Annotated in this window: 26 protein-coding genes; 16 read left to right on the top strand and 10 right to left on the bottom strand. The window is 70.7% G+C overall.

Annotated elements, in window-relative coordinates; genetic code table 11:
• The first annotated feature begins 141 nt into the window (after window positions 1-141).
• From hrcA to ACIBX3_RS48890, 3 genes are read left to right on the top strand one after another with little or no spacing between them, the layout of a single operon-like run.
• Entirely contained in the window at window positions 142-1155 is a 1014-nt protein-coding gene (hrcA, locus tag ACIBX3_RS48880; protein WP_397127565.1) for a heat-inducible transcriptional repressor HrcA, read from the top strand.
• A gap of 11 nt (window positions 1156-1166) precedes the next feature.
• On the top strand, window positions 1167-2306 hold the full coding sequence (gene dnaJ / locus ACIBX3_RS48885; RefSeq protein ID WP_397127566.1) for a molecular chaperone DnaJ: 1140 nt from the start codon (window positions 1167-1169) through the stop codon (window positions 2304-2306).
• Window positions 2303-3028, top strand: coding sequence for a 16S rRNA (uracil(1498)-N(3))-methyltransferase (locus ACIBX3_RS48890; protein ID WP_397127567.1), 726 nt, complete (start codon window positions 2303-2305; stop codon window positions 3026-3028). Before dnaJ ends, ACIBX3_RS48890 begins: the two co-directional genes overlap by 4 nt.
• 4 nt (window positions 3029-3032) lie before the next feature.
• Here the strand turns inward: ACIBX3_RS48890 and ACIBX3_RS48895 are convergent, their stop codons facing one another.
• Entirely contained in the window at window positions 3033-3677 is a 645-nt protein-coding gene (locus ACIBX3_RS48895; RefSeq protein WP_397127568.1) for a hypothetical protein, read from the bottom strand.
• Window positions 3674-4186 (bottom strand): SigE family RNA polymerase sigma factor, encoded by a 513-nt coding sequence (locus ACIBX3_RS48900; RefSeq protein ID WP_397127605.1) that lies wholly within the window; start codon window positions 4184-4186, stop codon window positions 3674-3676. The genes ACIBX3_RS48895 and ACIBX3_RS48900 overlap by 4 nt, the downstream gene beginning before the upstream one ends.
• Before the next feature lie 279 nt (window positions 4187-4465).
• Here ACIBX3_RS48900 and ACIBX3_RS48905 point away from each other — a divergent pair, with 279 nt between their 5' ends.
• From ACIBX3_RS48905 to era, 8 genes are all read left to right on the top strand, one after another.
• A complete protein-coding gene (locus ACIBX3_RS48905; protein WP_397127569.1) occupies window positions 4466-4810 on the top strand; it encodes a histidine triad nucleotide-binding protein in 345 nt (114 codons plus the stop codon).
• A gap of 129 nt (window positions 4811-4939) precedes the next feature.
• Window positions 4940-5980, top strand: coding sequence for a PhoH family protein (locus tag ACIBX3_RS48910; protein ID WP_397127570.1), 1041 nt, complete (start codon window positions 4940-4942; stop codon window positions 5978-5980).
• Window positions 5977-6453, top strand: coding sequence for an rRNA maturation RNase YbeY (gene ybeY, locus ACIBX3_RS48915; RefSeq protein WP_397127571.1), 477 nt, complete (start codon window positions 5977-5979; stop codon window positions 6451-6453). The genes ACIBX3_RS48910 and ybeY overlap by 4 nt, the downstream gene beginning before the upstream one ends.
• Complete coding sequence (locus tag ACIBX3_RS48920; RefSeq protein ID WP_397127572.1) at window positions 6450-7745, top strand: hemolysin family protein; 1296 nt, start codon at window positions 6450-6452, stop codon at window positions 7743-7745. Before ybeY ends, ACIBX3_RS48920 begins: the two co-directional genes overlap by 4 nt.
• A 410-nt stretch (window positions 7746-8155) precedes the next feature.
• On the top strand, window positions 8156-8788 hold the full coding sequence (locus tag ACIBX3_RS48925) for a hypothetical protein (protein ID WP_397127573.1): 633 nt from the start codon (window positions 8156-8158) through the stop codon (window positions 8786-8788).
• 10 nt (window positions 8789-8798) lie between these two features.
• Window positions 8799-9116: a cytidine deaminase gene (locus tag ACIBX3_RS48930; protein WP_397127574.1), complete on the top strand. Its 318-nt coding sequence runs from the start codon at window positions 8799-8801 to the stop codon at window positions 9114-9116.
• Window position 9117: 1 nt separating this feature from the next.
• Window positions 9118-9594: an NUDIX domain-containing protein gene (locus ACIBX3_RS48935; RefSeq protein WP_397127575.1), complete on the top strand. Its 477-nt coding sequence runs from the start codon at window positions 9118-9120 to the stop codon at window positions 9592-9594.
• A gap of 18 nt (window positions 9595-9612) precedes the next feature.
• Window positions 9613-10521 carry a GTPase Era gene (gene era / locus ACIBX3_RS48940; protein WP_397127576.1) on the top strand — a complete coding sequence of 303 codons (909 nt, stop codon included), beginning with the start codon at window positions 9613-9615 and terminating at the stop codon, window positions 10519-10521.
• A gap of 102 nt (window positions 10522-10623) precedes the next feature.
• On the opposite strand, the gene ACIBX3_RS48945 is transcribed toward era, so the two are convergent.
• Genes ACIBX3_RS48945 through ACIBX3_RS48975 form a run of 7 tightly spaced genes read right to left on the bottom strand, consistent with a single transcriptional unit; the run spans window position 10624 to window position 15685 of the window.
• The gene (locus ACIBX3_RS48945) at window positions 10624-11097 is read right to left on the bottom strand and encodes a hypothetical protein (RefSeq protein WP_397127577.1); all 474 of its coding nucleotides are present in this window, start codon (window positions 11095-11097) and stop codon (window positions 10624-10626) included.
• Window positions 11098-11101: 4 nt separating this feature from the next.
• Window positions 11102-11863, bottom strand: coding sequence for an urease accessory protein UreD (locus tag ACIBX3_RS48950; RefSeq protein ID WP_397127578.1), 762 nt, complete (start codon window positions 11861-11863; stop codon window positions 11102-11104).
• A gap of 47 nt (window positions 11864-11910) precedes the next feature.
• A complete protein-coding gene (ureG, locus tag ACIBX3_RS48955) occupies window positions 11911-12585 on the bottom strand; it encodes an urease accessory protein UreG (protein ID WP_397127579.1) in 675 nt (224 codons plus the stop codon).
• 14 nt (window positions 12586-12599) lie between these two features.
• Window positions 12600-13364 carry an urease accessory protein UreF gene (locus ACIBX3_RS48960; protein WP_397127580.1) on the bottom strand — a complete coding sequence of 255 codons (765 nt, stop codon included), beginning with the start codon at window positions 13362-13364 and terminating at the stop codon, window positions 12600-12602.
• Window positions 13364-15082 carry an urease subunit alpha gene (locus ACIBX3_RS48965; RefSeq protein WP_397127581.1) on the bottom strand — a complete coding sequence of 573 codons (1719 nt, stop codon included), beginning with the start codon at window positions 15080-15082 and terminating at the stop codon, window positions 13364-13366. The genes ACIBX3_RS48960 and ACIBX3_RS48965 overlap by 1 nt, the downstream gene beginning before the upstream one ends.
• A complete protein-coding gene (locus ACIBX3_RS48970; RefSeq protein WP_397127582.1) occupies window positions 15075-15386 on the bottom strand; it encodes an urease subunit beta in 312 nt (103 codons plus the stop codon). Before ACIBX3_RS48970 ends, ACIBX3_RS48965 begins: the two co-directional genes overlap by 8 nt.
• Window positions 15383-15685, bottom strand: coding sequence for an urease subunit gamma (locus ACIBX3_RS48975; RefSeq protein WP_397127583.1), 303 nt, complete (start codon window positions 15683-15685; stop codon window positions 15383-15385). Before ACIBX3_RS48975 ends, ACIBX3_RS48970 begins: the two co-directional genes overlap by 4 nt.
• Before the next feature lie 198 nt (window positions 15686-15883).
• Between ACIBX3_RS48975 and urtA the strand changes: the two genes are divergently transcribed.
• The 5 genes from urtA to urtE are packed head-to-tail and all read left to right on the top strand — an operon-like array spanning window position 15884 to window position 20371.
• Entirely contained in the window at window positions 15884-17089 is a 1206-nt protein-coding gene (gene urtA / locus ACIBX3_RS48980) for an urea ABC transporter substrate-binding protein (RefSeq protein ID WP_397127584.1), read from the top strand.
• The gene (gene urtB, locus ACIBX3_RS48985; protein ID WP_397127606.1) at window positions 17089-17937 is read left to right on the top strand and encodes an urea ABC transporter permease subunit UrtB; all 849 of its coding nucleotides are present in this window, start codon (window positions 17089-17091) and stop codon (window positions 17935-17937) included. The genes urtA and urtB overlap by 1 nt, the downstream gene beginning before the upstream one ends.
• Window positions 17934-18968, top strand: a complete 1035-nt coding sequence (urtC, locus tag ACIBX3_RS48990) for an urea ABC transporter permease subunit UrtC (protein ID WP_397127585.1) — start codon at window positions 17934-17936, stop codon at window positions 18966-18968. Before urtB ends, urtC begins: the two co-directional genes overlap by 4 nt.
• On the top strand, window positions 18952-19704 hold the full coding sequence (gene urtD, locus ACIBX3_RS48995) for an urea ABC transporter ATP-binding protein UrtD (protein ID WP_397127586.1): 753 nt from the start codon (window positions 18952-18954) through the stop codon (window positions 19702-19704). The genes urtC and urtD overlap by 17 nt, the downstream gene beginning before the upstream one ends.
• Entirely contained in the window at window positions 19679-20371 is a 693-nt protein-coding gene (urtE, locus tag ACIBX3_RS49000; RefSeq protein WP_397127587.1) for an urea ABC transporter ATP-binding subunit UrtE, read from the top strand. Before urtD ends, urtE begins: the two co-directional genes overlap by 26 nt.
• A 23-nt stretch (window positions 20372-20394) precedes the next feature.
• On the opposite strand, the gene ACIBX3_RS49005 is transcribed toward urtE, so the two are convergent.
• Window positions 20395-22962, bottom strand: a complete 2568-nt coding sequence (locus tag ACIBX3_RS49005; protein WP_397127588.1) for a BTAD domain-containing putative transcriptional regulator — start codon at window positions 22960-22962, stop codon at window positions 20395-20397.
• Window positions 22963-23256 lie beyond the last annotated feature (294 nt).

Genomic DNA, 23256 nt, shown 5'->3' on the forward strand with positions numbered 1-23256 from the left:
CCTGTCGCTTGTAAGGCGCTAGCAACAGGATGGGAGCCGGTGTTATCGCACCTTGTGGGTGAGAGCCGTACACTTGGCACTCGGGAACACAGAGTGCTAGACACCGCGTTCCCCGTAAGGCAGGAGGCAGGAGGTGAGCACGTGCTCGACGATCGGAAATTGGCGGTGCTCCGCGCCATTGTCGAAGATTACGTGTCCACCAACGAACCGGTGGGCTCCAAGGCGCTGGCCGAGCGCCACAACCTGAAGGTCTCCCCGGCGACGATCAGGAACGACATGGCCGCGCTGGAGGAGGAGGGCTACATCACCCAGCCCCACACCAGCGCGGGGCGCGTGCCGACGGACAAGGGATACCGCCTGTTCGTCGACCGGCTCTCGCAGGTCAAACCCCTCTCGGGGGCCGAGCGCAGGGCGATCGAGACGTTCCTGGCCGGCGCCGTCGACCTCGACGACGTGGTCACCCGCACGGTCCGGCTGCTCGCGCAGCTGACCAGGCAGGTGGCGGTCGTGCAATACCCGACGCTCACGCGTTCGACCGTCAGGCACGTCGAGCTGGTGCCGCTGCACGACCGCCGGGTCATGCTCGTGCTCATCACCAACACCGGCCGCGTGGAGCAGCGCGTGATCGAGCTGCCCGAGGTGGTCGACGAGACCCGCATCGCGCACCTGCGCGCGGTGCTCAACACCGGCCTCGACGGCTGCGGCCTGAGCACCGTGCCCGAGCTGGTCGCCGACCTGCCGGAGCGCCTGCCCGCCGAAGACCGGCCCGCCGCGGCCACGATTCTGTCGGTGCTGCTCGAGACGCTGGTCGAGCGGCACGACGAGAAGATCGTGTTCGCCGGCGCGGCCAATCTCGCCGGCGCCGGCTTCTCCACCGGCCTGCGCGACGTCCTGGAGGCGCTGGAGGAGCAGGTCGTGCTCATGCGGTTGCTCGGCGAAACTACTTCAGACACCCCGTCCGCGCTCACCGTGCGCATCGGTTCGGAAAACCCTTACCTGCGGGGCACATCCGTCGTCGCGACCGGATACGGTTCTGGCGACAACCAACTGGCCAGGCTCGGTGTGCTGGGGCCCACCAGGATGGACTATCCCGTGACGATGGGCGCCGTACGCGCGGTCGCTCGCTACGTCAGCCAGATCCTGGCTGCATCATAAGAGGTCGATAAGTGGCAAACAGCGACTACTACGCCACCCTCGGGGTGCGGCGTGACGCCAGTCAGGACGAGATCAAGAAGGCGTACCGCCGCCTCGCCCGCGAGCTGCACCCCGACGTGAATCCGGACCCTGAGACCCAGGAGCGGTTCAAGGAGATCACGCAGGCCTACGAGGTGCTGTCGGACCCGAGCAAGCGCCAGATGTACGACCTGGGCGGCGATCCCTTCGCCGGCGCGGGAGCCGGCGCGGGCGCCGGAGGTTTCGGGGCGGGCTTCCCGTTCAGCGACATCATGGACGCCTTCTTCGGCACCGCCGCGGGCGCCCGTGGTCCGCGCTCGCGCGCCCGCCGTGGCCGCAACGCCACCATCCGGGTCGAGCTGGACCTGCGGGAGACGGCGTTCGGCACCACCCGTGAGCTGGTCGTCGACACGGCCGTGCTCTGCGACGTCTGCCACGGCGCCGGGGCGGCGGCGGGCACGCACCCCGACACGTGCGACATGTGCAACGGGCGCGGCGAGATCTCCCAGGTCACCCGCTCTTTCCTGGGCCAGGTCATGACCTCGCGGCCGTGCCCGCAGTGCGGTGGGTTCGGCACCATCATCCGCCACCCCTGCCAGGAGTGCTCCGGCGACGGCCGCGTGCGGACCCGCCGTACGATCAAGGTCCGCATCCCGGCGGGCGTCGAGGACGGCACCCACATCCAGCTCGCCGGCGAGGGCGAGGTCGGACCCGGTGGCGGCCCGCCCGGAGACCTGTTCCTGGAGATCGTCGAGCGGGCCCACGAGATCTTCGAACGGCGCGGTGACGACCTCCACTGCACCGTCCAGATCCCGATGACGGCCGCCGCGCTCGGCACCATACTCACGGTGGAGACCCTCGACGGCGCCGAGGAGATCGACGTCCGCCCCGGCACCCAGTCCGGCCAGGTCATCACCATGTACGGGCGCGGCGTGCAGCGGCTCAACGAGTCCGGCCGGGGCGACCTGCTGATCCACGTCAACGTCGAGACCCCGACCCGTCTCGACACCGCCCAGGAGGATCTGCTCAAGGAGCTGGCCAAGCAGCGGGGCGAGGAGCGGCCGCCGGGCAAGTTCGCGCCGGGGCAGCAGGGCTTCTTCTCGCGCCTGCGCGACGCCTTCAACGGCCGGTGACCGCACCCGTCTTCCTCTCGGAGCACCTCGACGGTCCCGAGCTGACGCTCGACGGCCCGGAGGGGCGGCACGCGGCCTCTGTGCGCCGCCTGCGCGCCGGTGAGCGTGTGGACCTGACCGACGGCGCCGGCCGGGTCGCCGAATGCGTCGTGCGTGAGGTGCTCAAGGACGCGCTCAGGCTCGACGTGATCGGCCGCTACAAGGCCGAGGCGCCCCGGCCGCGGCTCGTCGTCGTCCAGGGGCTGCCCAAGGGCGACCGCGGCGAGCTGGCGGTCGAGATGATGACCGAGGCGGGCGTCGACGTGATCGTGCCCTGGGCGGCCGCGCGCAGCATCACCCAGTGGAAGGGCGACAAGGTCGCCAAGGGGCTGCACAAGTGGCGCTCGACGGCTCGCGAGGCGGGCAAGCAGGCCCGCAGGTTCCATCTGCCCGAGGTGACCGAGCCCGCCACCACCGCCCGGGTCGAGGCGCTGCTGGCCGGCGCGGCGCTGGGGTTGGTGCTGCACGAGGAGGCGGCCGAGCCGCTCTCAGGCGTGGCGCTGCCTCCGGGAGGCGACATCGTGGTGGTCGTGGGGCCGGAAGGGGGCGTCTCGGAGGAGGAGCTGGCCAGGTTCCGGGCGGCCAAGGCCGTGCCCGTGCTGCTGGGACCGACGGTCCTGCGTACGTCCACGGCGGGGGTCGCGGCGGCGGCGGTGCTCCTCACGCGTACCGGGCGCTGGTGACGCTCTAGGGCGTGCTGGAGGTCTCCAGGAGCGGGCTGGCCACGTCGGTGGGGCCGTCGGTCGCGTCGTCGGGCGGGCACTCCTCGAGAGGGCACGCCGAGGGCTGCGTGGGGGACTCCATGTCTGTGGGTGTCGGCGTCGGCGTGGGCGAGGCCGACGGGCACTCCTCCGACTCGTCGGACTGCTCGGCGGACGACGGGCACGGGCTGGTCGTGGTGGTCCGGGTCGGCGACGGCCGGCTGGTCGAGTCGGCCGTCTTGGCGGGACGAGGGGACGGGGACCTGCTGGGCTCGGGGACCACTACCAGGTTCTGCTCCTCGGGGGCGGATGTCGACGGCGGCGGCTGCTGGGAGCGGGTGGTGGAGGAATTGGACGGGACCTTGGACGACGTCTCGTGGCCGGCTTCCTGCGCGGGGACCTCGATGATCTGCGAGCGCAGCCCGGGGACGGCCATCACGATCGCCCCCGCCACCAGGACGGCACTGACGGCGGCCGCGCCGGCCCGCCACCAGAAAAGATTACGGACGCCGCGCCGCTCGATGCGGGCGCGGATGATCTCCAGTCCGTCCGGCGAGGGCACGACCGCGTCCGCCTCCGCGCGGAGCGCACGGCGCAGGAGGTCGCCGTGCTCGTCGGGGGGGTGGGTCATGACATTTTCTCCAGAACGGATCGCAAGGCGGCCATGCCACGTGCGGTGTGGCTCTTGACCGCGCCCTTGCTGATGCCCATGGCGTGGGCGATCTCAGCTTCGGACAGATCACCGTAGTACCGCAGAACCAGTGCTTCTCTCTGTCGGGTCGGCAGGGCCCGTAACGCCTCGATGACGGCGGAGCGTTCCAGCTCGCCGATCGCGCCGTTCTCGGCGCTCGGGGCGTCGGGCAGGCCCTTGGGAGCGTACTTCTCGACGACCGCGCGGTGACGCAGCACGGAACGGGACCGGTTGACGACGGATTGACGGAGGTAGGCCAGTGCTTTGTCGGGGTCACGCAGCCTGCGCCAGGCACCGTGGATGGCCACGAACGCATCCTGCACGACCTCCTCGGCGGTTGCCGTGTCGCGGACGAGCAACACAGCGAGACGCACCAATGACCGAAAGTGCGCGCTGTACAGCGCGGTAACAGCCATGTCGGCATCCCACCCGACCTGCACCGCCCCCATCGACCTGTCGGCCAGGAGGGTTTCGGTGGTCACATCAGTGGGACGCGCGGCTTTCCCAGAGGGTTTACGCTCTTCCGGTTCTGGAGGTTTCCCCGGTTCCTTAGGCTGCATTACGCCAGTCGTGTCCTCGCCAGGTGGCGCTCGCCCGACCCTGAATCGTCTTTTTTGCTGAAGTGTCGCACACACACCCTAACCGCGTGGATCTTCCCACGCACGACACCGAGGATTACCGATTCGCAACGGACTCGCCGGCAGGAGGAGGCTCGATAAGCTACTGCTGTGAACGACTGTCTCTTCTGCAAAATCGTTACCAGAGAGTTTCCCGCCGAGATCGTCTACGAAACCGGCAGGACACTGGCGTTCCGCGACATCAAACCGCAGGCCCCCACCCACGTGCTGGTGATCCCGAAGGAGCACCACGCCGACGCCGCGGCGCTCGCCGAGGCCGACGACGGGCTGGCCGACGACGTGCTGAAGACCGCACACGCCGTGGCCGCCCAGGAGCAGGTGGCGGAGGCCGGTTACCGGGTGGTCTTCAACACCGGGCCCGCCGCCGGGCAGACCGTCTTCCACGTGCACGCCCACGTTCTCGGCGGGCGTGACCTGACCTGGCCTCCCGGATAGCCGAGCCCGCCTCACGGACTGCGGCCCGGAACGCGTGATATTGACGCGAGCAATCCGCCTGGCCCCGGATACGATGGGCGGAGAAGAACACCGAAAGAGACCGGGAGGCATCAGGCCGCTGGCCTGCCCATGTCCGAACTACACGAATCCCGCCGCACGGCACCTCCCTCGCGCACTCAAGCCAAGGTGCTGATTCCGGACGAATATCCGATGGTCAGCCTCCTCGGCTCCCGCGACGAGCTGCTACGCGTCATCGAGGGCGCTTTCAGGGCCGACATCCACGTTCGAGGCAACGAGATCACCGTCACCGGCAGCCCCGACGAGAGCGGCACTGTGGTGCGGCTCTTCGAGGAGCTCGTCGAGGTGCTGCGCAGCGGCGGCGAGCTCACCCCCGACGCGGTCGAGCGCAGCATCGCCATGCTCCGCATGACCTCCGACCGCCCCGCCGAAGTGCTGTCGCTCGACATCCTGTCCTCGCGCGGCCGCACGATCAGGCCGAAGACCGTCAACCAGAAGCGCTACGTCGACGCGATCGACAAGCACACGGTCGTGTTCGGCATCGGCCCGGCCGGCACCGGCAAGACCTATCTCGCCATGGCCAAGGCCGTGCGGGCGCTGCAGGAGAAGCGGGTCAACCGCATCATCCTGACCCGCCCGGCCGTCGAGGCGGGGGAGCGGCTGGGCTTCCTGCCCGGCACCCTCTACGAGAAGATCGATCCCTACCTGCGGCCGCTCTACGACGCGCTGCACGACATGATCGATCCCGACTCGATCCCCAAGCTGATGGCCGCCGGCACGATCGAGGTCGCGCCGCTGGCGTACATGCGCGGCCGCACCTTGAACGACGCGTTCATCATCCTCGACGAGGCGCAGAACTCCTCGGCCGAGCAGATGAAGATGTTCCTCACCAGGCTCGGGTTCAACTCCAAGATCGTGGTGACCGGCGACGTGACGCAGGTCGACCTGCCCACGGGCACGGTGAGCGGTCTGCGGGTCGTCCAGGAGATCCTGGACGGCATCGAGGACATCCACTTCTCCCGGCTGACCAGCGCCGACGTGGTCCGGCACAAGCTGGTCGGCGAGATCGTGGACGCCTACGGGCGCTACGACGCCACGCAGGCCACCCAGGAGCCGAAGCCCATCCAGCACCGGGGAAAGCGACGGCCGTGAGCATCGAGATCAACAACGAGTCGGGCGTCGGCGTCGACGAGGAGAGCCTGGTCGCCCTGGCCGCCCACGTGCTCGGCGAGATGGGCATCAACCCGCTCGCCGAGCTGTCCATCGTGATGATCGACGAGGACGCCATGGCCGAGCTGCACGAGAAGTGGATGGGCGAGCCGGGCCCGACCGACGTGCTGGCGTTCCCGATGGACGAGCTGCGTCCCGGTGGCGGGGCGCGTGGCGACTCCGAGAGCCCCGCCGACCCCGCGCTCCTCGGGGACGTGGTGCTGTGCCCGCAGGTGGCCGCCAGACAGGCCGATGAGGCCGGTCACAGCACCGCCGACGAGCTCGAGCTGCTGTGCACGCACGGCATCCTCCACCTGCTCGGCTACGACCACGCCGAGCCGGAGGAGCACAAGGAGATGTTCGGGCTCCAGGCGCAGCTCCTGGAGTCGTGGCAGGAGGTGCGCAACCCGCGGTGAACGCCTGGTTGTTGTCGGCCGTCGCCCTCGTGATCGTCGGTGGCCTGATCGCCAGTGCGGAAACGGCACTGACGCGGATCTCCAGGGTGCGCGCCGAGGAATACGTGCGCGAGAGCAGGCGCGGCGCCGTGCGGCTGCAGGCGATCGAGAACGACCCGCCGCGCTACCTCAACCTGCTCCTGCTGCTCAGGCTGAGCTGCGAGCTGGTCGCCACGGTGATCGCGACGCTGCTGTTCATCGACGTCATGCACGACCAGGGCTGGGCGTACGTCTGGGCCGCGGCCGTGATGATCGTGGTCAGCTACGTGGTGGTCGGCGTCATGCCGCGGACGCTGGGCCGCCAGCACGCCGAGCCGATCGCGCTGGCCAGCGCCCCCATCGTGTACGGCCTGACCCGCATCTTCGGCCCCCTGCCCAAGCTGCTCATCCTGCTGGGCAACGCCCTGACCCCCGGCAAGGGGTTCCGCGACGGCCCGTTCACCTCCGAGGCCGAGCTGCGTGACCTGGTCGACCTGGCCGAGGAGCGCCGGGTGATCGAGCCCGACGAGCGCGAGATGATCCACTCGGTCTTCGAGCTGGGTGACACGCTGGTGCGCGAGGTCATGGTGCCGCGCACCGACATGGTCTACATCGAGCGCGGCAAGTCCATCAGCCAGGCCCTGTCGCTGGCGCTGCGCAGCGGCTTCTCCCGCATCCCGGTCGTGGGCGAGAACGAGGACGACGTCGTCGGCATCGCCTACCTCAAGGACATCGCCCGCAAGATCCACGAGTCGGGCGAGGGCGGCGGCAAGGAGCCGGTCGAGTCGATCATGCGCTCGGCCGCGTACGTGCCCGAGAGCAAGCCCATCGACCAGCTCATGCGGGAGATGCAGGCCAGGCAGATCCACATCGCCATCGTCATCGACGAGTACGGCGGCACCGCCGGCCTCGTCACGATCGAGGACGTTCTGGAGGAGATCGTCGGCGAGATCACCGACGAGTACGACCAGGAGGCACCCCGCGTCGAGCACGTCGCCGGCGGCGGGCTCCGGGTGACGGCCCGGATGCCGGTCGACGAGCTGGCGGAGCTGTTCGACGCCGAGATCGAGGTGGACGACGTGGAGACCGTGGGCGGGCTGCTGGCCCACGCGCTGGGCCGGGTGCCGATCGCCGGGTCCACCGCGGAGGTGTACGGCCTGTCGCTCACCGCGGAGACGCTGGCGGGGCGCCGCAACCGCATCAGCACGGTGGTCGTCCGCCGCGTCACGCCTCCGGAGGACGAGGTCGTCCCGGCCGCCGCGGAACGCGACTAGCCCCTCACGCGGGTCCTGCTCCCCGTGCCGTCCTCCTCCTGCCTCTCCCGTGGTTCACCCTGCTGTCCTCTCGGGGGAGAGCAGGTGGAGCGGGTGGGGACAAATGTGGGCGGAGGCCGCAAGCGTTTTATAAGTCTTCTGCAAGCCACGTCCGGCACTCTCTCATCACGACATCCAGTGCGGTGGGTGTCAGAGGGGAAGCATCCGATCGCCGGGTGGGGTTCGCGGCGGGAGGATGGATCCAGGGGGGACGACAGCGTCCCGGTCGGGTGGCCGACTGAGACGCGGGTCGGCGTAAAGGGTGTTCTCGTCCGGAAAGCCGGATGGGGGCACCCTTTTTGCGTGTCGGTGGAAACTCCGATGGATTGCCGCATTAGTCGGTTGGGGAGGTTTCGCGCCAAGGGGGGATCATGAGACGAAGACGGGGGATCGTCGCCTGTGCCGTGCTCGCCTGCGCCCTGGCGGGATGCGGCGGCGACGGCGCGGAGAGCTTCATCGACCCGCAGGACATGGCGCGGCTGCGCGAGGTGCTCAGCAAGGAGCCGCGGCTGCCGGACGGCTTCACCGCCCGGCCGGAGCAGGCATGGCGGATGCCGTTCGGCGCGGTGGACCGGAACTGCCGGATGTTGCTCGAACCGGCCGCCGGGCGCGCGCCCGGCCAGGCGCTGACCGCCCAGGCGGCCGTCAGCTACCAGGGCGACGGGCTGGGGGAGCAGGCCGGGGTGGGCCTGGCCCGGTACGCGGGCGAGGTGGCCGAGGAGCACCTCGACGCGCTGGCCACGGCGCTGGAGTCGTGCCGTGCGGTACGCACGTCCTCCGGCACCGACCTGCGGCTGCGCAGGCTGCCGGTCGAGGACGCGGGGGACGAGTCCGTGGGCGCGCGGCTGCAGGGGCGGCTGCACGGTTACCCGTACGCGCTGGACGTCGTGCTCTCCCGGGTTGGCGACACCCTCGTGTCGGTGGTCCACATGGGCATGAATCAAGTGGACACCGCCCGCACGCGGAAGGTGGTCGACGCGGCCATAGCCATGGCCGGCGCATAATCTAGACCACGTGACTCTCGATCCTGAAGACAGCAAGATCATCACGTTGGCGCGGGCGACCAGGGCGCGCAACGGCTCCGAGGAGGGGGCCGCCGTGCGCGACGAGACCGGGCGCACGTACGCGGCGACCAATGTGAAGCTGGCCTCGCTCACCCTGTCGGCGGTGCAGGTCGCGGTGGCCATGGCGATCTCCAGCGGCGCGCGTTCCCTTGAGGCCGTCGCGCTCGTGACCGCCGGCGAGCCGGGCGCGGACGACGCGGCCGTGGCCGCGGAAATGGGCGTCAAGTCGCTGCTCGTGGCCGGCCCCGACGGCGCGCTGCGGAGCTGACATGCCGATGTCGCCGTTCCTGGCCAGGTTGCGGGAGAAGGTCGGCTCCGAGCTGCTCATGCTGCCGTCGGCGGCCGGGTTCGTGTTCGACGACGCGGGCAGGCTGCTCGTGGCCCGCCACGGCGACGTGGGTCTCTGGGCGGCGCCGGGCGGCGGCATCGACCCCGACGAGCGCCCGCAGGACGCCGTGGTGCGGGAGCTGCGCGAGGAGCTCGGCATCGAGACCGAGGTACGCGGCCTGATCGGCGTGTACGGCGGCCCCGAGTTCCGCACCACCTACCCGAACGGCCACCAGGTCGGCTACGTCATCGCGGTCTACGGCTGCGTGCTGGCCTCGGGCGTCCCGCGGCCCGACGGCGTCGAGATCACCGACTACCGGTGGGTGACCGAAGAGGAGCTCTCCGGGCTGCGGACGACCACCTGGACACCCGGCGTGGCGCCCCAGGCGTACGCCTGGTGGCGTGAACATGCTCGTTGATGGGCCACAATGCAGAATGTGACTTCGCCAGACAACCATCGCGCCGGATTCGCCTGCTTCGTGGGAAGGCCGAACGTCGGCAAGTCCACGCTCATGAACGCCCTGGTCGGGAGCAAAGTGGCGATCACCTCGTCCAAGCCGCAGACCACCAGGCGGGCCATCAGGGGCATCGTGCACCGCCCCGACGCCCAGCTCATCATCGTCGACACACCTGGCCTGCACCGGCCGCGCACGCTGCTCGGCGAGCGGCTCGACAGCCTGGTGCTGTCCACGCTGACCGAGGTGGACGCGATCGGCTTCTGCGTGCCGGCCAACGAGCCGATCGGCAAGGGTGACCGGTTCATCGCCGACAAGCTGTCGGCGGTGAAGAAGACGCCGCTGGTGGCCGTGGTGACCAAGTGCGATCTGGCGTCCAAGGAGCAGATCGCCCAGCAGTTGCTGGCGGTGTCGGAGGTGGCGGAGTTCGCCGCGATCGTGCCGGTGTCCGCGCAGGCGGGCGACCAGCTCGACGTGCTGGCGGACGTGCTCATCGAGCACCTGCCCGAGTCGCCGCCGCTCTACGAGGGCGGGCAGCTCACCGACGAGCCGGAGCAGGTGCTCGTGGGGGAGCTGATCAGGGAGGCGGCGCTGGAGGGCGTGCGCGACGAGCTGCCGCACTCGATCGCCGTGGTGGTCGACGAGATGCTGCCCCGCGAAGGGCGGGACGATCTGCTGGACATCTACGCGCACATGTTCGTGGAGCGGCCCTCGCAGAAGGCGATCGTCATCGGGCACAAGGGGGAGCGGCTGCGCGACGTGGGCACCAAGGCCCGCAAGCAGATCGAGGCGCTGCTGGGCACGCGCGTCTACCTGGACCTGCGGATCAGCGTCCTCAAGGACTGGCAGCGCGACCCCAAACAACTGCGGCGGCTGGGCTTCTACGACTGACGGTCCCGCGCGGCCCGCCTACGCACGGCCCCTATGCACGGCCCGCCTACGCACGGCCCCTATGCACGGCCCGCCTACGCACGGCCCCTATGCACGGCCCGCCTACGCACGGCGGAACAACGCGAGGGCGCCGAGGACGATCACGCCGAGCGAGCATGCCAGCGCGGCGAACCAGCCCAGCCTGATCACCTGTGCCACCGACAGCACACCCAGGTCGATGGAGATCCGGTCCTGCACGCCGCCGCCCTGGGTCATGAACATCACCACCGCCGGCACGGCGACAGCCCCGGGGACCACGGCCAGAGCGGCGAGCCTCGGGTGGGCCAGCAGTCCCGCCAGGCCGCAGGCGACCGCGACCAGCCCGGCCACCAGCGCGTAGACGCCGAACGCGTCGTCGATGCCGCGCACGTCGGTGGTCACCCCGCTGCCGAACAAGCCGATCTTCGCCTCGGTGCCCGCCCAGGGCAGGACCGCGCAGACCACGAGGAGCGCACCGGTGACGGTGACGGACAGGGCCGGCGCGTAGCCGCGGCGGGTCCTCGGCTGGGCGGACGTGGGCTGGAGGTCTTCGGCCACACGATCACTGTATGCGGGGTGCACGCCCCTGGCCACTGAACGCAACGAGGTCGTCACCATCGACGCACACTGCTCTTTCCCCCCATTCCAGGCGCGAACGCAGCTCGACCGCATCCCCGGCCAGGGCCGACACCAGCGTGCCGGAGGCCGCCAGAGGCAGGACCGCGACCCCGTCCGCCACCAGCGGCGACTTGGCGGTCGCCGTCAGGAACGTGGTGCCGACGCAGCGGGCCGAGCCGAAGACGGCCGATGAGGTGCCGAGCGCCGGGTCGCCGACGGTGAACTCCTGCCTGAGCACGGGGCGGCCGTCGCCGGAGGTGGCGTCGAAGCGGGCGTGGCAGCGGCCGGGCTCCTCGCCGTACCGGCCGAAGACGATCTCCTCCCGCCACAGCACGGTCGCGTCCGGCTCCAGCATGAGCCGGACGATCAAGCGGTGATCGCAGCCGGCGGCGAGCACCGTCGGCTCGGGCGTGAAGCGGAGCGTCGCGCCCGCGCCGACCCGGGCGGTGACCAGCATCTCGGACTCGCCCTCGCCGGGCAGGACGAGCGTGGCGGCGACCGAGCCCAGCTCCAGGGTGGTACGGGGGGCGATGTCCAGGTCCAGCGCCAGCCGATCGCCGCCGAGCGGTCCGGCCGCCGTGGAGATCAGGTGCACAGTGCACGGGCCCGTCTGGCGCAGCGTCAAAGGCGGCGCCGAGGCCATGCGGCTGATCACAGTCCGGCCGTCGGAGGACAGGCCGGTCGCCACGGCGGCGTCGGCCCGCATCGCACGCCTTCCACGCCCTGCCCGGGCGGCCAGGGGCTGGGGAGACATCAGGAGACGGGAGAGGCGTGGGCGTGGGACCAGGCCTTCACCTGCTCCGAGACCCAGTCGGCGATCGCGGCGGCGGTGGGGTCCTGCCGGATCGACGTGAACAGGACCGGCCGATGGCCGCGTACCGCCGCCGCGTCGCGGGCCATCACGCCCAGATCGGCGTCCACCATCGGCGCCAGGTCGGTCTTGTTGACGACCAGCAGGTCCGCCGTCGTCACCCCGGGACCGCCCTTGCGCGGCACCTTGTCGCCGCCCGACACGTCCAGCACGAAGATCTGCGCGTCCGCCAGCCCCCGGCTGAACGTCGCCGTCAGGTTGTCTCCGCCGCTCTCCACGATCACCAGGTCCAGCGGCCCGAACCGGTGCTCCAGGGTCTCGACGGCGTCGAGGTTCGCGGCGATGTCGTCGCGGATGGCGGTGTGGGGGCAGCAGCCGGTCTCGACGGCGAGGATCCGCTCGGGGTCCAGCACGCCCGCCCGGCGCAGGAAGTCGGCGTCCTCGGTGGTGTAGATGTCGTTCGTCACCACTCCGAGGGACAGGGATGAGCCCAGCGTCCGGCACAGCGCGGCCACCAGGGCCGTCTTGCCGCTGCCCACCGGGCCGCCCACCCCCAGCCGCAGCGCCCGGCCGCGGCCGTCGGGTGCGTGGTGATGGTCGTCATGATTGGCGCCCATGTTCGAGGTCCTTCCTATGAGACGAACAGCCTGACCTCGGCCTGCGCATGCTGCTCGGCCAGGAGGTCCAGTGCTGGTGCTGAGTGCGCGGGCAACGCGCCCCAGCGGGGGGCGCGGTCGAGGTCGGAGAAGGCGCTGGTCGCGGCGACGTGGGCTTGTGCGGCCACGGCGGTGAGGCCGGGGGTGAAATCGGCCAGCAGGGCGTGTACGGCGACCGGGTCAAGGCCCAGCAGCCGGACCGCCGCCGTGGCCGGGCCGCTGATCGCATGGTACGCCGCCGCCATGGCCGCCTCCTCGGGCGTGGCCCCGGCCGCGTGCGCCGCCACGCCGAGCGCGATCGGGTGATGCGGGTTCGGCACGGCCCGCGCCAGCTCGTCCAGCAGCTCCGACGGCCACACTCGCCGGGCGACCCTGAGCAACAGCCTGCCCTGCGTCCTGGAGACGTCCCGCTGCGCGGGCGAGGCGGTCCTGGCGTCGATCTCGTCGTCCAGCAGCACCCATGGAGAGCGATCCCCGCCACCCGCGTCCGCGTCGCGGGCGGTGCCGGCGTCGCCGGGAACCGGGTCTCCCGTGCCCGTACGGGACGCCTGGAGGGCGGCCGCCGCGGTGAGGGCGGCGGCGAGCATGCCGGCCGTGTGCAGGCGGCCCCGCAGGAAGCCGGCCAGTGACGGCACATCGTGCACCGCCCCCGACACGATGGCGCGTTCGGTACCGCCCGAGTGGGCGTGACCGCCGGCCGGGAGGCGGGAGTCGGCGAGAAGGAGCAGGGCTGGATTCATCAAAACAGAAAGTAACGCTGGGCCATGGGCAGGCTCATGGCCGGGGACGGCTCGATGAGCTCGCCGTCGACGCGGACCTCGAACGTGTCGGGCGCCACCTCGATCCTGGGCAGGGCGTCGTTGAGCGGCATCGAGGACTTGCCGCGCCGGCGTACGTCCGCCACCGGGACCAGCCGGCGGCGTACGGCCAGCCGGTCGGCGAGCCCCGACTCCAGGGCGAGCGGCGCGACGAAGTGGAGCGAGGTGGCCGCGGCCGTGACCGGCGAGGCGCCGAACATGGGCCGGGGCAGCACCGGCTGCGGGGTCGGGATGGAGGCGTTGGCGTCGCCCATCTGGGCCCAGGCCACCATGCCGCCCTTGAGCACCAGGTCCGGCTTGACGCCGAAGAAGGCGGGGTCCCAGAGGACGAGGTCGGCGAGCTTGCCGGTCTCGACGGAGCCGATCTCGGCGTCCAGGCCATGGGCGATGGCGGGACAGATCGTGTATTTCGCGATGTAGCGGCGGGCGCGAAGGTTGTCCGCGGGGCCGTCGCCGAGAGCGCCGCGCCGGGCCTTCATCACATGAGCCGTCTGCCACGTACGGATGATCGTCTCGCCGATCCGCCCCATGGCCTGCGAGTCCGAACCGATCATCGAGATCGCGCCCATGTCGTGCAGCACGTCCTCGGCGGCCATCGTCGTCGGCCGGATGCGGGACTCGGCGAAGGCCAGGTCCTCCGGGATCGACGGGTTGAGGTGGTGGCAGACCATCAGCATGTCGAGGTGCTCGTCGAGCGTGTTGACGGTGTGCGGCCTGGTGGGGTTCGTGGAGGAGGGCAGGACGTTGGCGTAGGCGGCGACGCGGATGATGTCGGGCGCGTGGCCGCCGCCCGCCCCCTCCGTGTGGTACGCGTGGATCATCCGGTCGCCGATCGCCTTGAGCGTCGACTCGACGAAGCCGGCCTCGTTCAGCGTGTCGGTGTGGATCGTCACCTGCACGCCGGACGCGTCGGCCACGCTCAGGCAGGTGTCGATGGCGGCCGGCGTGGTGCCCCAGTCCTCGTGCAGCTTGAAGCCCGAGGCACCGGCCCTGAGCTGCTCCATGAGAGCGTCGGTGCCGACCGTGTTGCCCTTGCCGAGCAGCGCGAAGTTCAGCGGGTACGTGTCCAGCGACTCCAGCATCCGGCCGAGGTACCAGCTGCCGGTGACGGTCGTCGCCTTGGTGCCCTCGACGGGTCCTGTGCCGCCCCCGACGATCGTGGTGACACCGGACCCTATGGCCTCGTCGAGCAGCTGCGGGCAGATCAGGTGGACGTGCGAGTCGACGGCCCCGGCGGTGAGGATCTTGCCGTTGCCGGCCAGGACCTCCGTGGACGGCCCGATGACGATGTCCACGCCGTCCATCGTGTCGGGGTTGCCGGCCTTGCCGATGGTGTGGATGCGGCCGTCGCGGATGCCGACGTCGGCCTTCACCACGCCCCAGTGGTCGAGGATCACCGCGCCGGTGATGACCAGGTCGACGGCGCCTTCGGCCCGCGTGGTCCGTGCCTGTCCCATGGACTCGCGGATCACCTTGCCGCCGCCGAAGACCGCCTCGTCGCCGGCGCCGGCCGGTCCCATCGACAGGTCCTCGGTGACCTCCACGAACAGGTCGGTGTCGGCCAGCCTGATCCGGTCGCCGGTGGTGGGCCCGTACAGCGCCGCGTAGCGGGCGCGCGAGATCCGAGTTCCGTCAGTCATCGAGCGGTCCCGCCCACTCCGGCCGCAGCCCCGGCACGACCCGGTGGCCGGCCAGCGGCACCAGCGTCACGTCCCGCTCCACGCCGGGCTCGAACCTGATCGCCGTCCCGGCCGGGACGTCCAGTCTCATTCCCCAGGCTGCCTTCCTGTCGAATTCCAGCCCCGGATTGGCGGCCGCGAAGTGGTAGTGCGAGCCCACCTGCACCGGCCGGTCCGCCGTGTTGACCACCCGCAGCGTCACCCGCTCGCGCCCGGGGTTGAGCGCGATGAAGCCGTCGGGGTGTACGTACTCGCCCGGGATCACGGGATCGGCCTGTGCACGGTGACCAGCTTCGTGCCGTCCGGGAACGTGGCCTCGATCTGCACGCTCTCCAGCATCTCCGGCACGCCCTCCATGACGTCGGCCCGGCCGAGCACCGAGCGGCCGGTCTCCATGAGCTCGGCCACGGTGCGCCCGTCCCTGGCGCCCTCCATGAGGAACGACGCGATGATGGCGGTAGCCTCGGGGTGGTTGAGGCGCAGGCCCCTGGCCCGGCGCTCGCGCGCCACCCCGGCGGCGACGTGGATGAGCAGCCGTTCCTGCTCGTGTGGGGTAAGCCGCATGGCCGGACACTAGGAACCGGCCGTTTCCGGGCTGTTGCCGCTATATGTCGTGTTGGTTTCGCCCTGCGAGGAACGCCAGCACAGCGAATTATGTGCATTTGTGAAGGTTTGGCAAATACCTCTTAACGCCCGGGATCTTCCTGGGAAATTTCGCGGAGTCACCTTTCTCGCATGAACGCTCGGCAGGAAGGAACCGCTGTGCGCATATCTCGCGCGATCGTCTCCGCGCTCGTCGTCCTCACCCTCGCGGCCTGTGGATCCGATGCTCAGCCCGCCGCCGAGTCCAACGAGATCAAGGTGGGCCTCCTCCACTCCCTCAGCGGCACCATGGCGATCAGCGAGGTCACCGTGCGCGACGCCGAGCTGCTGGCGATCGAGGAGATCAACAAGGCCGGAGGCGTGCTCGGCAAGAAGCTCGTCCCCGTGGTCGAGGACGGTGCCTCCGACTGGCCGACGTTCGCCGAGAAGGCCACCAAGCTCATCAGGCAGGACAAGGTCGCCACCGTCTTCGGCGGCTGGACCTCGGCCAGCAGGAAGGCCATGCTGCCGGTCTTCGAGCGTTACAAGGCGCTGCTGTGGTATCCGGTGCAGTACGAGGGCCTGGAGAGCTCGCCGTACATCTTCTACACCGGCGCCACCACCAACCAGCAGATCATCCCCGGCCTGGACTACCTGAAGGAGCAGGGCAAGAAGAAGATCTTCCTGGTCGGCAGCGACTACGTCTTCCCGCGTACCGCCAACAAGATCATCAAGGCGTACGCGGCCGCCAACGGGATGGAGATCCTCGGCGAGGAGTACACCCCGCTCGGCCACACCGAGTACTCCACGCTCGTGAACAAGGTCATGCAGGCCAAGCCGGACGCGGTGTTCAACACCCTCAACGGCGACAGCAACGTGGCCTTCTTCAAGCAGCTCAAGAGCGCCGGCGCCACCGCCGAGAGCATGCCGGTCCTGTCGGTGAGCATCGCCGAGGAGGAGGTCACCGGCATCGGCGTGGACAACATCGTCGGCCAGCCGGTCGCCTGGAACTACTACCAGACCACCGAGACCCCGGCCAACGACGCCTTCGTGAAGGCCTTCAAGGCCAAGTACGGCGCCGGCAAGGTCACGTCCGACCCCATGGAGGCCGGCTACAACGCCGTCTACCTGTGGGCCGAGGCGGTCAAGAAGGCCGGCACGACCGAGGTCGAGGCCGTCAAGAAGGCCGCGCCCGGCATCGCGCTCGAACGCCCTGAAGGCCTGGTCACCATCGACGGCGAGAACCAGCACATGTACAAGACCGCCCGCATCGGCATCATCCAGCCCGACGGCCTGATCAAGCAGGTCTGGGACTCCGGCAAGCCGATCAAGCCGGACCCGTACCTCAAGGGCTACCCGTGGGCGGCCGGCCTGGCGACCTCCTGATGCCGGCCTTCGTCAACCAGCTGCCGATCGGGCTGTCGATCGGGGCGGTGCTGCTGCTCATCGCGCTCGGGCTGACGTTCACGTTCGGGCAGATGGGCGTGATCAACATGGCGCACGGCGAGTTCATCATGGCGGGCGCGTACACCGCGTTCCTGCTGCAGGACATGGTGCTGGCGCTGCCGGTCGCGTTCCTGGTGGCCGGGATCATGGGGCTCATCCTGGAGCGGGCCACCATCCGGCACTTCTACGGCCGGCCGCTGGACACGCTGCTGCTCACCTGGGGCGTGAGCCTGGTGCTGCAGCAGCTCGCCCGCGACCTGTTCGGGGCGCCGAACGTGCAGGTGCCCGCCCCCTCGTGGCTGGCGGGCGGGGTGGGCATCCTGCCGTACAACCGGCTGTTCATCATGGGGCTGGCGATTACGGGCGTGGTCGCCATCTGGGTCTACCTCAACAGGACCGGGCTCGGACGGCGCACGCAGGCCGTGGTGCAGAACCGGCAGCTCGCCGCCACCAGCGGGATCGACACCGGGCGGGTGGACATGCTGACGTTCTTCATCGGGTCCGGGCTCGCGGGCGTGGCCGGGGTGGCGCTGACGCTCATCGGGCCCGTCGGGCCCGCGCTCGGCACGTACTACATCGTGGACGCGTTCCTCGTCGTGGTCGCGGGCGGGCTCGGGCAACTGCGCGGGGCGGTGCTCGCGGCGATCGGGCTCGGGCTGCTGAACTCCTACGCCGAGTTCTGGTCGGACGCCTCGCTGGCGAAGGTGATCGTGTTCGCGGTGATCATCGCGTTCCTGCAGGTGCGGCCCCAGGGGATGTTCGTGCTCAGGTCGAGGGTGCTCACATGATCAAACGGAACCTGCCGTTCGCCGCCATCGCCGTGGTGGCGCTGGTCGCGGCACCGCTGCTGCTGGAGCCATTCCGGCTCGGGCTGCTGGCCAAATACCTGTGCTACGCCATCGTCGCGCTCGGGATCGGGCTGGCGTGGGGGAAGGGCGGCATGCTCACGCTCGGCCAGGGCGTGTTCTTCGGGCTCGGCGGCTACTCGATGGCGATGTACCTGAAGCTCACCGAGGCCGGCGGCGGCGGGCTGCCGGACTTCATGGTGTGGAGCGGGGTCGAGCAGCTGCCCGCGCTGTGGGCGCCGTTCGCCAACCCCGTCTTCGCCCTGGGGATGGCCGTGCTCGGGCCAGTGGCGCTCGCGCTGATCCTGGGCACGCTGGTGTTCCGGCAGCGGGTGCGCGGGGCGTACTTCGCGATCCTCACCCAGGCGCTGGCCGCGGCCCTGGTCATCCTGCTCGTCGGGCAGCAGGGGCTGACCGGCGGCACCAACGGCATGACGAACTTCTTCGAGCTGTTCGGCCAGGACCTCGCCCAGGACTCCACGCAGCGCGGGCTGTACCTGGTGGTGGCCTCCGTGCTCGGGATGCTCTACCTGGCCACCCGGCAGCTCGTCAACAGCCGGTACGGCCGCCTGCTCGTCGCCGTGCGGGACGGCGAGGACCGGGTGCGCTTCCTCGGCTACGACCCGGCCATGGTCAAGACCGTCACCTTCGCCGTCTCGGCGGGCATGGCGGGGCTGGCGGGCGCGCTGTTCGTGCCGGTGGTCGGCATCATCTCGCCCGCGCTGCTCGGCGTGGTGCCGTCGCTGGAGCTCGTCGTCGCGGTGGCGGTGGGCGGGCGGCACGCGCTGGCCGGAGCCGTGCTCGGCGCCGTGGTCATGGGGTACGCCAAGACCGCCTTCAGCGAGCAGTTCGCCGACGGCTGGCTCTACCTGCAGGGCGCGCTGTTCATCCTGGTCATGACCCTGGCACCGAAGGGCATCGCCGGAATGGCGCACAGCATAGTCGGGAGGTTGCGAAGTGCTCGAGCTACGTGACGTACGGGTGGAGTTCGACGGTTTCCGCGCGCTCGACGGCGTCGACCTGACCGTGCCCGAGGGCGAGCTGCGCTTCCTCATCGGCCCCAACGGCGCCGGCAAGACCACCCTCATCGACGTGATCACAGGCCTGACGAAGCCCGTCTCCGGCGCCGTGCGGTTCGCCGGCTACGACCTCGTGGGCAGGAAGGAGCACCAGATCGTCCGGCTCGGCGTCGGACGCACGTTCCAGACCTCGGTCGTGTTCGAGGAGCTCACCGTCGTCGAGAACCTCGACCTGGCCGCCAGCTTCCGCAAGCCGCTGTGGTCTCTGGCCCGGCGCCGCAAGGGCGTCTCCGAGGCCGTCGCGGAGGCACTCGCCAGGACCGGGCTCGAAGAGCTCGCCGAGCGTTCAGCCGGCGTTCTCTCCCACGGCCAGCGGCAGTGGCTGGAGATCGGGATGCTGCTGGCGCAGCGGCCCCGGCTGCTGCTCCTGGACGAGCCGGTGGCCGGCATGTCCAGCGACGAACGCGAGCGCACCGGCCGGTTGCTCACCGAGATCGCCGACGACCACACGGTGATCGTGGTGGAGCACGACATGGAGTTCCTGCGGCGGCACGCCTCCAAGGTGAGCGTGCTGCACGAGGGCAAAGTGCTTGTGGAGGGGTCGGTCGACCAGGTCAGCGCCGACCCGCGGGTGCAGGAGGTCTATCTGGGGAGGAGACCCAGCGATGCTGCTGTCGGTGAGCGATCTTGAGTCGGGGTACGGGAGGGCGCGCGTCCTCTTCGGAGTGTCGCTGGAGGTCGGGCCGGGCCGGCTCGTCTGCGTCATGGGCCGCAACGGCGTCGGCAAGACCACCCTGCTCAACACCGTCATGGGCGTGCTGCCCGCGACCGCCGGCACGGTCACCTTCGACGGCCGCGACGTCACCAGGCTCAAACCCCACGAGCGGGTGCGGCTCGGCATGGGGTACGTCCCTCAGGGCCACCAGTGCTTCCCCCAGCTGTCCGTCCTCGGCAACCTGCTGGTGACCATGGAGGCCGCCAAGCAGCCCAAGGAGGCCCTCGACGAGGCCCTGGACGTCTTCCCCGCGCTCAAGCCCATGCTCAAGCGCAGCGCCGGCCACCTGTCGGGCGGGCAGCAACAGCAGCTCGCCATGGCCCGAGCCCTGGTGACCCGGCCCAGGATGCTCATCCTGGACGAGCCGACCGAGGGCATCCAGCCGTCGATCATCCTCGAGATCGAGGCGGCCATCGAGCGGCTGCACGCCGCGGGGCTGGCGGTGCTGCTCGTGGAGCAGTATCTGGACATCGCGCTGCGGCTGGCCGACCAGTTCCTCATCCTCGACGCCGGGCACGTCGTACGCACCGGCGACGCCGAGGAACTGCACCGCGAGGACGTCCGCCGCCTGCTGGCGGTCTAAGCGCTCCGAGCGGTGCTCGGCAATCAGCTCGCCAGCAGCGCCCGGGCGTTCGCGCCGCCCTGGCGGTCGCCGGTCTGCTCGAAGACCTCCAGCGCCGCCGTGGCCAGCTCACGCGAGCGACCGGCCGCGCCCTCGGCCCGGTTGACCCTGGCCAGCGCCAGCAGGGCGTTCGCGTCGAGCAGCCGGTCGCCGAGGCGTACGGCGATGCCCCTGGCCTGCTCGGCGGCGGCCCTGGCGTCCGGTTTGGCGCCCTGCGCCAGCCGTACCGCGGACAGCTCCAGCAGCGTGTCGGCCTGCCGGTGCCGGTCACCCAGCTCGGCCAGATGCCCGACGGCGGCCCGCAGCCGGTCGGCGGCCTCGTCGAGCCGGCCCGCGCGGCGCAGCACGACGCCGAGCACCTGCTCGGCGTCCCCGGCGTCGCGCTGGTTCTCCGCGCCCTCCAGGCAGGTGAGCAGGGCCCGCTCCGCCTCCTCCAACCGGCCCAGCTCCAGGTACACGCGGCCGAGCCGGCGCCTGGTGTGGTTGACGTCGCGGGGGCGGCCTTGGCGCAAGAACATGCCGAGCGCCGGCCTCAGCGTCTCGTGCGCGCGCTCCCACTCCCGCTCCGCCAGGTGCAGGTCGCCCTGGTCCAGCAGGACGAGTGCCTGGCCCCGGTCGTCTTCGGCGCGCCTGGCCGACGCCATGGCCGGCGTCGTCACGGTGCGCCAGTCGTCCAGGAACCGGTGCCGTTCCAGGAACGGGGCCAGCAGGTGCGACAGCCGCCAGCACGCGTCGTCCAGCCCCGCCTCGTGCAGGTCGGCGACCAGGCTGACCAGGAACGCCCGCTCGGCCGCCAGCCACTCGACGGACTCCCTGATGTCCCTGGTCGCCACGGTGGTGGCAGGATCGCCCGACACCAGCGAGAACCGCGAGGCCCGCACCCGGCCCAGCACCACCTCCGACAGCCTCGCCAGCACGCCGGGCACCGGCTGCTCGCGGGCGAACAGCCGGGTCAGGTCGTGCAGCCGGTAGCGGATTTGGCCGGCCACGTCCACGCCGTGCGTCTCCAGCAGCCCGGCGTCCACCAGCGCCTCCGCCTGCCCGCCCAGCCGCTCGGTCACCCAGTCCGCGAAGTCCGGCGCCGACAGCGCGCCCAGCCCGCGCAGCGTCAGCTTGGCCGCCTCGGGCAGCCCGTCGAACCCGATCGCGAACACGCTGCGCACCGCCAGGTCGCCCGCGTGCAGCCGGTCCAGCCGCTCGTGCTCGTCCTCCAGCAGTCTCACCAGGTAGTCGACGGTCCACTCCGGGCGGGCCGCCAGCCGGGAGCCCGCGATGCGCAGCGCGATCGGCAGGCCGCCGCAGAAGTGCGCAAGCCTGCGCAGGGTGTCATCCGCGGCCCGCCCCGAGCTCCTGATCAGCAGCTCCAGCGCGTCGGCGTCGTCGAGCACGCCCACGGACAGCCGCAGCGCGCCGGTCAGGCCGCCGAGCGGGGAGCGGCTGGTCACGACCGTCGGGCACGAGCTCAGCAGCGGCCGCACCTGGGCCTCGCCGGCCGCGTTGTCCAGCACCACCAGCAGCCGGCGGTTGGCGGCGTAGGTGCGGAACAGCCTTTCGCGCTGCTCCAGCGAGGCCGGGATCGCCTGGGCCGGGCAGCCCAGCCAGCGCAGGAAGTCCTCCAGCACCGCCGCGGGGGCCGTGGTCTCGCGCAGGTCGGCGTACAGGATGCCGTCGGGGAAGCGCTCGCGCCACCGCCAGGCCGCGTGCACGGCCAGCGCCGACTTGCCCGCCCCCGCCTGGCCGTGCACCACGACCAGGCCGCCGATCACCTTGTCCAGCAGGTCCGCCCGGCCGGTGAAGTCGGCCACGTCGGGCGGCAGCAGCACCGGCGGCCCGGCCGACACGTGCAACGACACGTCGTCGTGCAGCATGCGGTGGTAGAGCAGCTGCAGCTCCGGGTCCGGCTCGATCGCGTGGCCGCCGTCGAGCTGGTCGCGCAGCACCGCGTACGCGGCCAGCGCGTCCACCCGGCGGCCGCTGCGGTAGAGCGCCAGCATGTACTGGCCGCGGAAGCGCTGCCACATCGGGTGCTGCTTGGTCAGCCGCTTCAGCTCCGCCAGCAGCTCCCGGTGCCGGCCCGCGTCCAGGTCGGCCTGCACCCTGCGCTCCAGGGCCAGCAGCCGCAGCTCCTCCAGCTCCTCGCGTAACCGCCGCGTCTCCACCCAGCGCTCGCCCTCGGGGTCCACGTCCGCCAGGACCTCGCCCCGCCACAGGGCCAGGGCCTCCTCGTACGCTCCCCGGTCCACCAGCAGCCGGAACCGGTCGACGTCCAGCCCGGCATTGCCCAGACTCAGGACGTACGAGCCGGACACGGTCGTGATCACGTCCTGGCCGATCAGGCGGCGCAGCTGGCCCACGTAGCCCCGGATCAGGGAGTCGGACCGGTCGCCGTCCTCGCGCGGCCACAGCAGCTTGCGCAGCCTTTCCACGGTCAGCGGCCGTCCCGCGTTCATGAGGAACATCGCCAGCAGGTCGCGGTGCTTCGGCACGGTCGGCGTCCGATCCTGGCCGTCGTCGTCGCACACCTCGAGCGGCCCCATGATGCGAAATTCCATGCAACCTTCTTTCACGGGGGAGATGTTGATCAGAATGGCACACCTGATGGCTCCGTTCACTCCCGCAGACCGCACCGGCTCGGCGAGTACTGGTGGTCCGGACGGCTGGGCGCGGGTGGCCGGGGTGTGGTGCACGAGGCGTGCGGGTTCGGCGGCGAGCGCGTCGCGGTCAAGGCGCCCAGGTTCGACAGCGCCGACGCTTCTTCGACCTGTGTTCGGCGGAGGGCTAGTCAGAGGTAACGAAAAAGCCACCCGGTCACAACGCGCGTAGAAGAAGAGTTATACGTAGTAATG

Source organism: Nonomuraea sp. NPDC049480, assembly GCF_044465905.1.
In the GTDB taxonomy this organism is placed as follows: domain Bacteria; phylum Actinomycetota; class Actinomycetes; order Streptosporangiales; family Streptosporangiaceae; genus Nonomuraea.

What these genes read in the sequence shown, in the direction of transcription:
- ACIBX3_RS48925 (WP_397127573.1), top strand. Translation starts at nt 8,156, where the DNA reads ATGAGACGAAGACGGGGGATCGTCGCCTGTGCCGTGCTCGCCTGCGCC.
- urtC (WP_397127585.1), top strand. Translation starts at nt 17,934, where the DNA reads ATGATCAAACGGAACCTGCCGTTCGCCGCCATCGCCGTGGTGGCGCTG.
- urtE (WP_397127587.1), top strand. Translation starts at nt 19,679, where the DNA reads ATGCTGCTGTCGGTGAGCGATCTTGAGTCGGGGTACGGGAGGGCGCGC.
- ACIBX3_RS48960 (WP_397127580.1), bottom strand. Translation starts at nt 13,364, where the DNA reads ATGAATCCAGCCCTGCTCCTTCTCGCCGACTCCCGCCTCCCGGCCGGC.
- urtB (WP_397127606.1), top strand. Translation starts at nt 17,089, where the DNA reads ATGCCGGCCTTCGTCAACCAGCTGCCGATCGGGCTGTCGATCGGGGCG.
- ACIBX3_RS48935 (WP_397127575.1), top strand. Translation starts at nt 9,118, where the DNA reads ATGCCGATGTCGCCGTTCCTGGCCAGGTTGCGGGAGAAGGTCGGCTCC.
- ACIBX3_RS48900 (WP_397127605.1), bottom strand. Translation starts at nt 4,186, where the DNA reads ATGGGGGCGGTGCAGGTCGGGTGGGATGCCGACATGGCTGTTACCGCG.
- ACIBX3_RS48895 (WP_397127568.1), bottom strand. Translation starts at nt 3,677, where the DNA reads ATGACCCACCCCCCCGACGAGCACGGCGACCTCCTGCGCCGTGCGCTC.
- ACIBX3_RS48910 (WP_397127570.1), top strand. Translation starts at nt 4,940, where the DNA reads ATGTCCGAACTACACGAATCCCGCCGCACGGCACCTCCCTCGCGCACT.
- ACIBX3_RS48950 (WP_397127578.1), bottom strand. Translation starts at nt 11,863, where the DNA reads ATGCGGGCCGACGCCGCCGTGGCGACCGGCCTGTCCTCCGACGGCCGG.
- ureG (WP_397127579.1), bottom strand. Translation starts at nt 12,585, where the DNA reads ATGGGCGCCAATCATGACGACCATCACCACGCACCCGACGGCCGCGGC.
- ACIBX3_RS49005 (WP_397127588.1), bottom strand. Translation starts at nt 22,962, where the DNA reads ATGGAATTTCGCATCATGGGGCCGCTCGAGGTGTGCGACGACGACGGC.
- ACIBX3_RS48975 (WP_397127583.1), bottom strand. Translation starts at nt 15,685, where the DNA reads ATGCGGCTTACCCCACACGAGCAGGAACGGCTGCTCATCCACGTCGCC.
- ACIBX3_RS48965 (WP_397127581.1), bottom strand. Translation starts at nt 15,082, where the DNA reads ATGACTGACGGAACTCGGATCTCGCGCGCCCGCTACGCGGCGCTGTAC.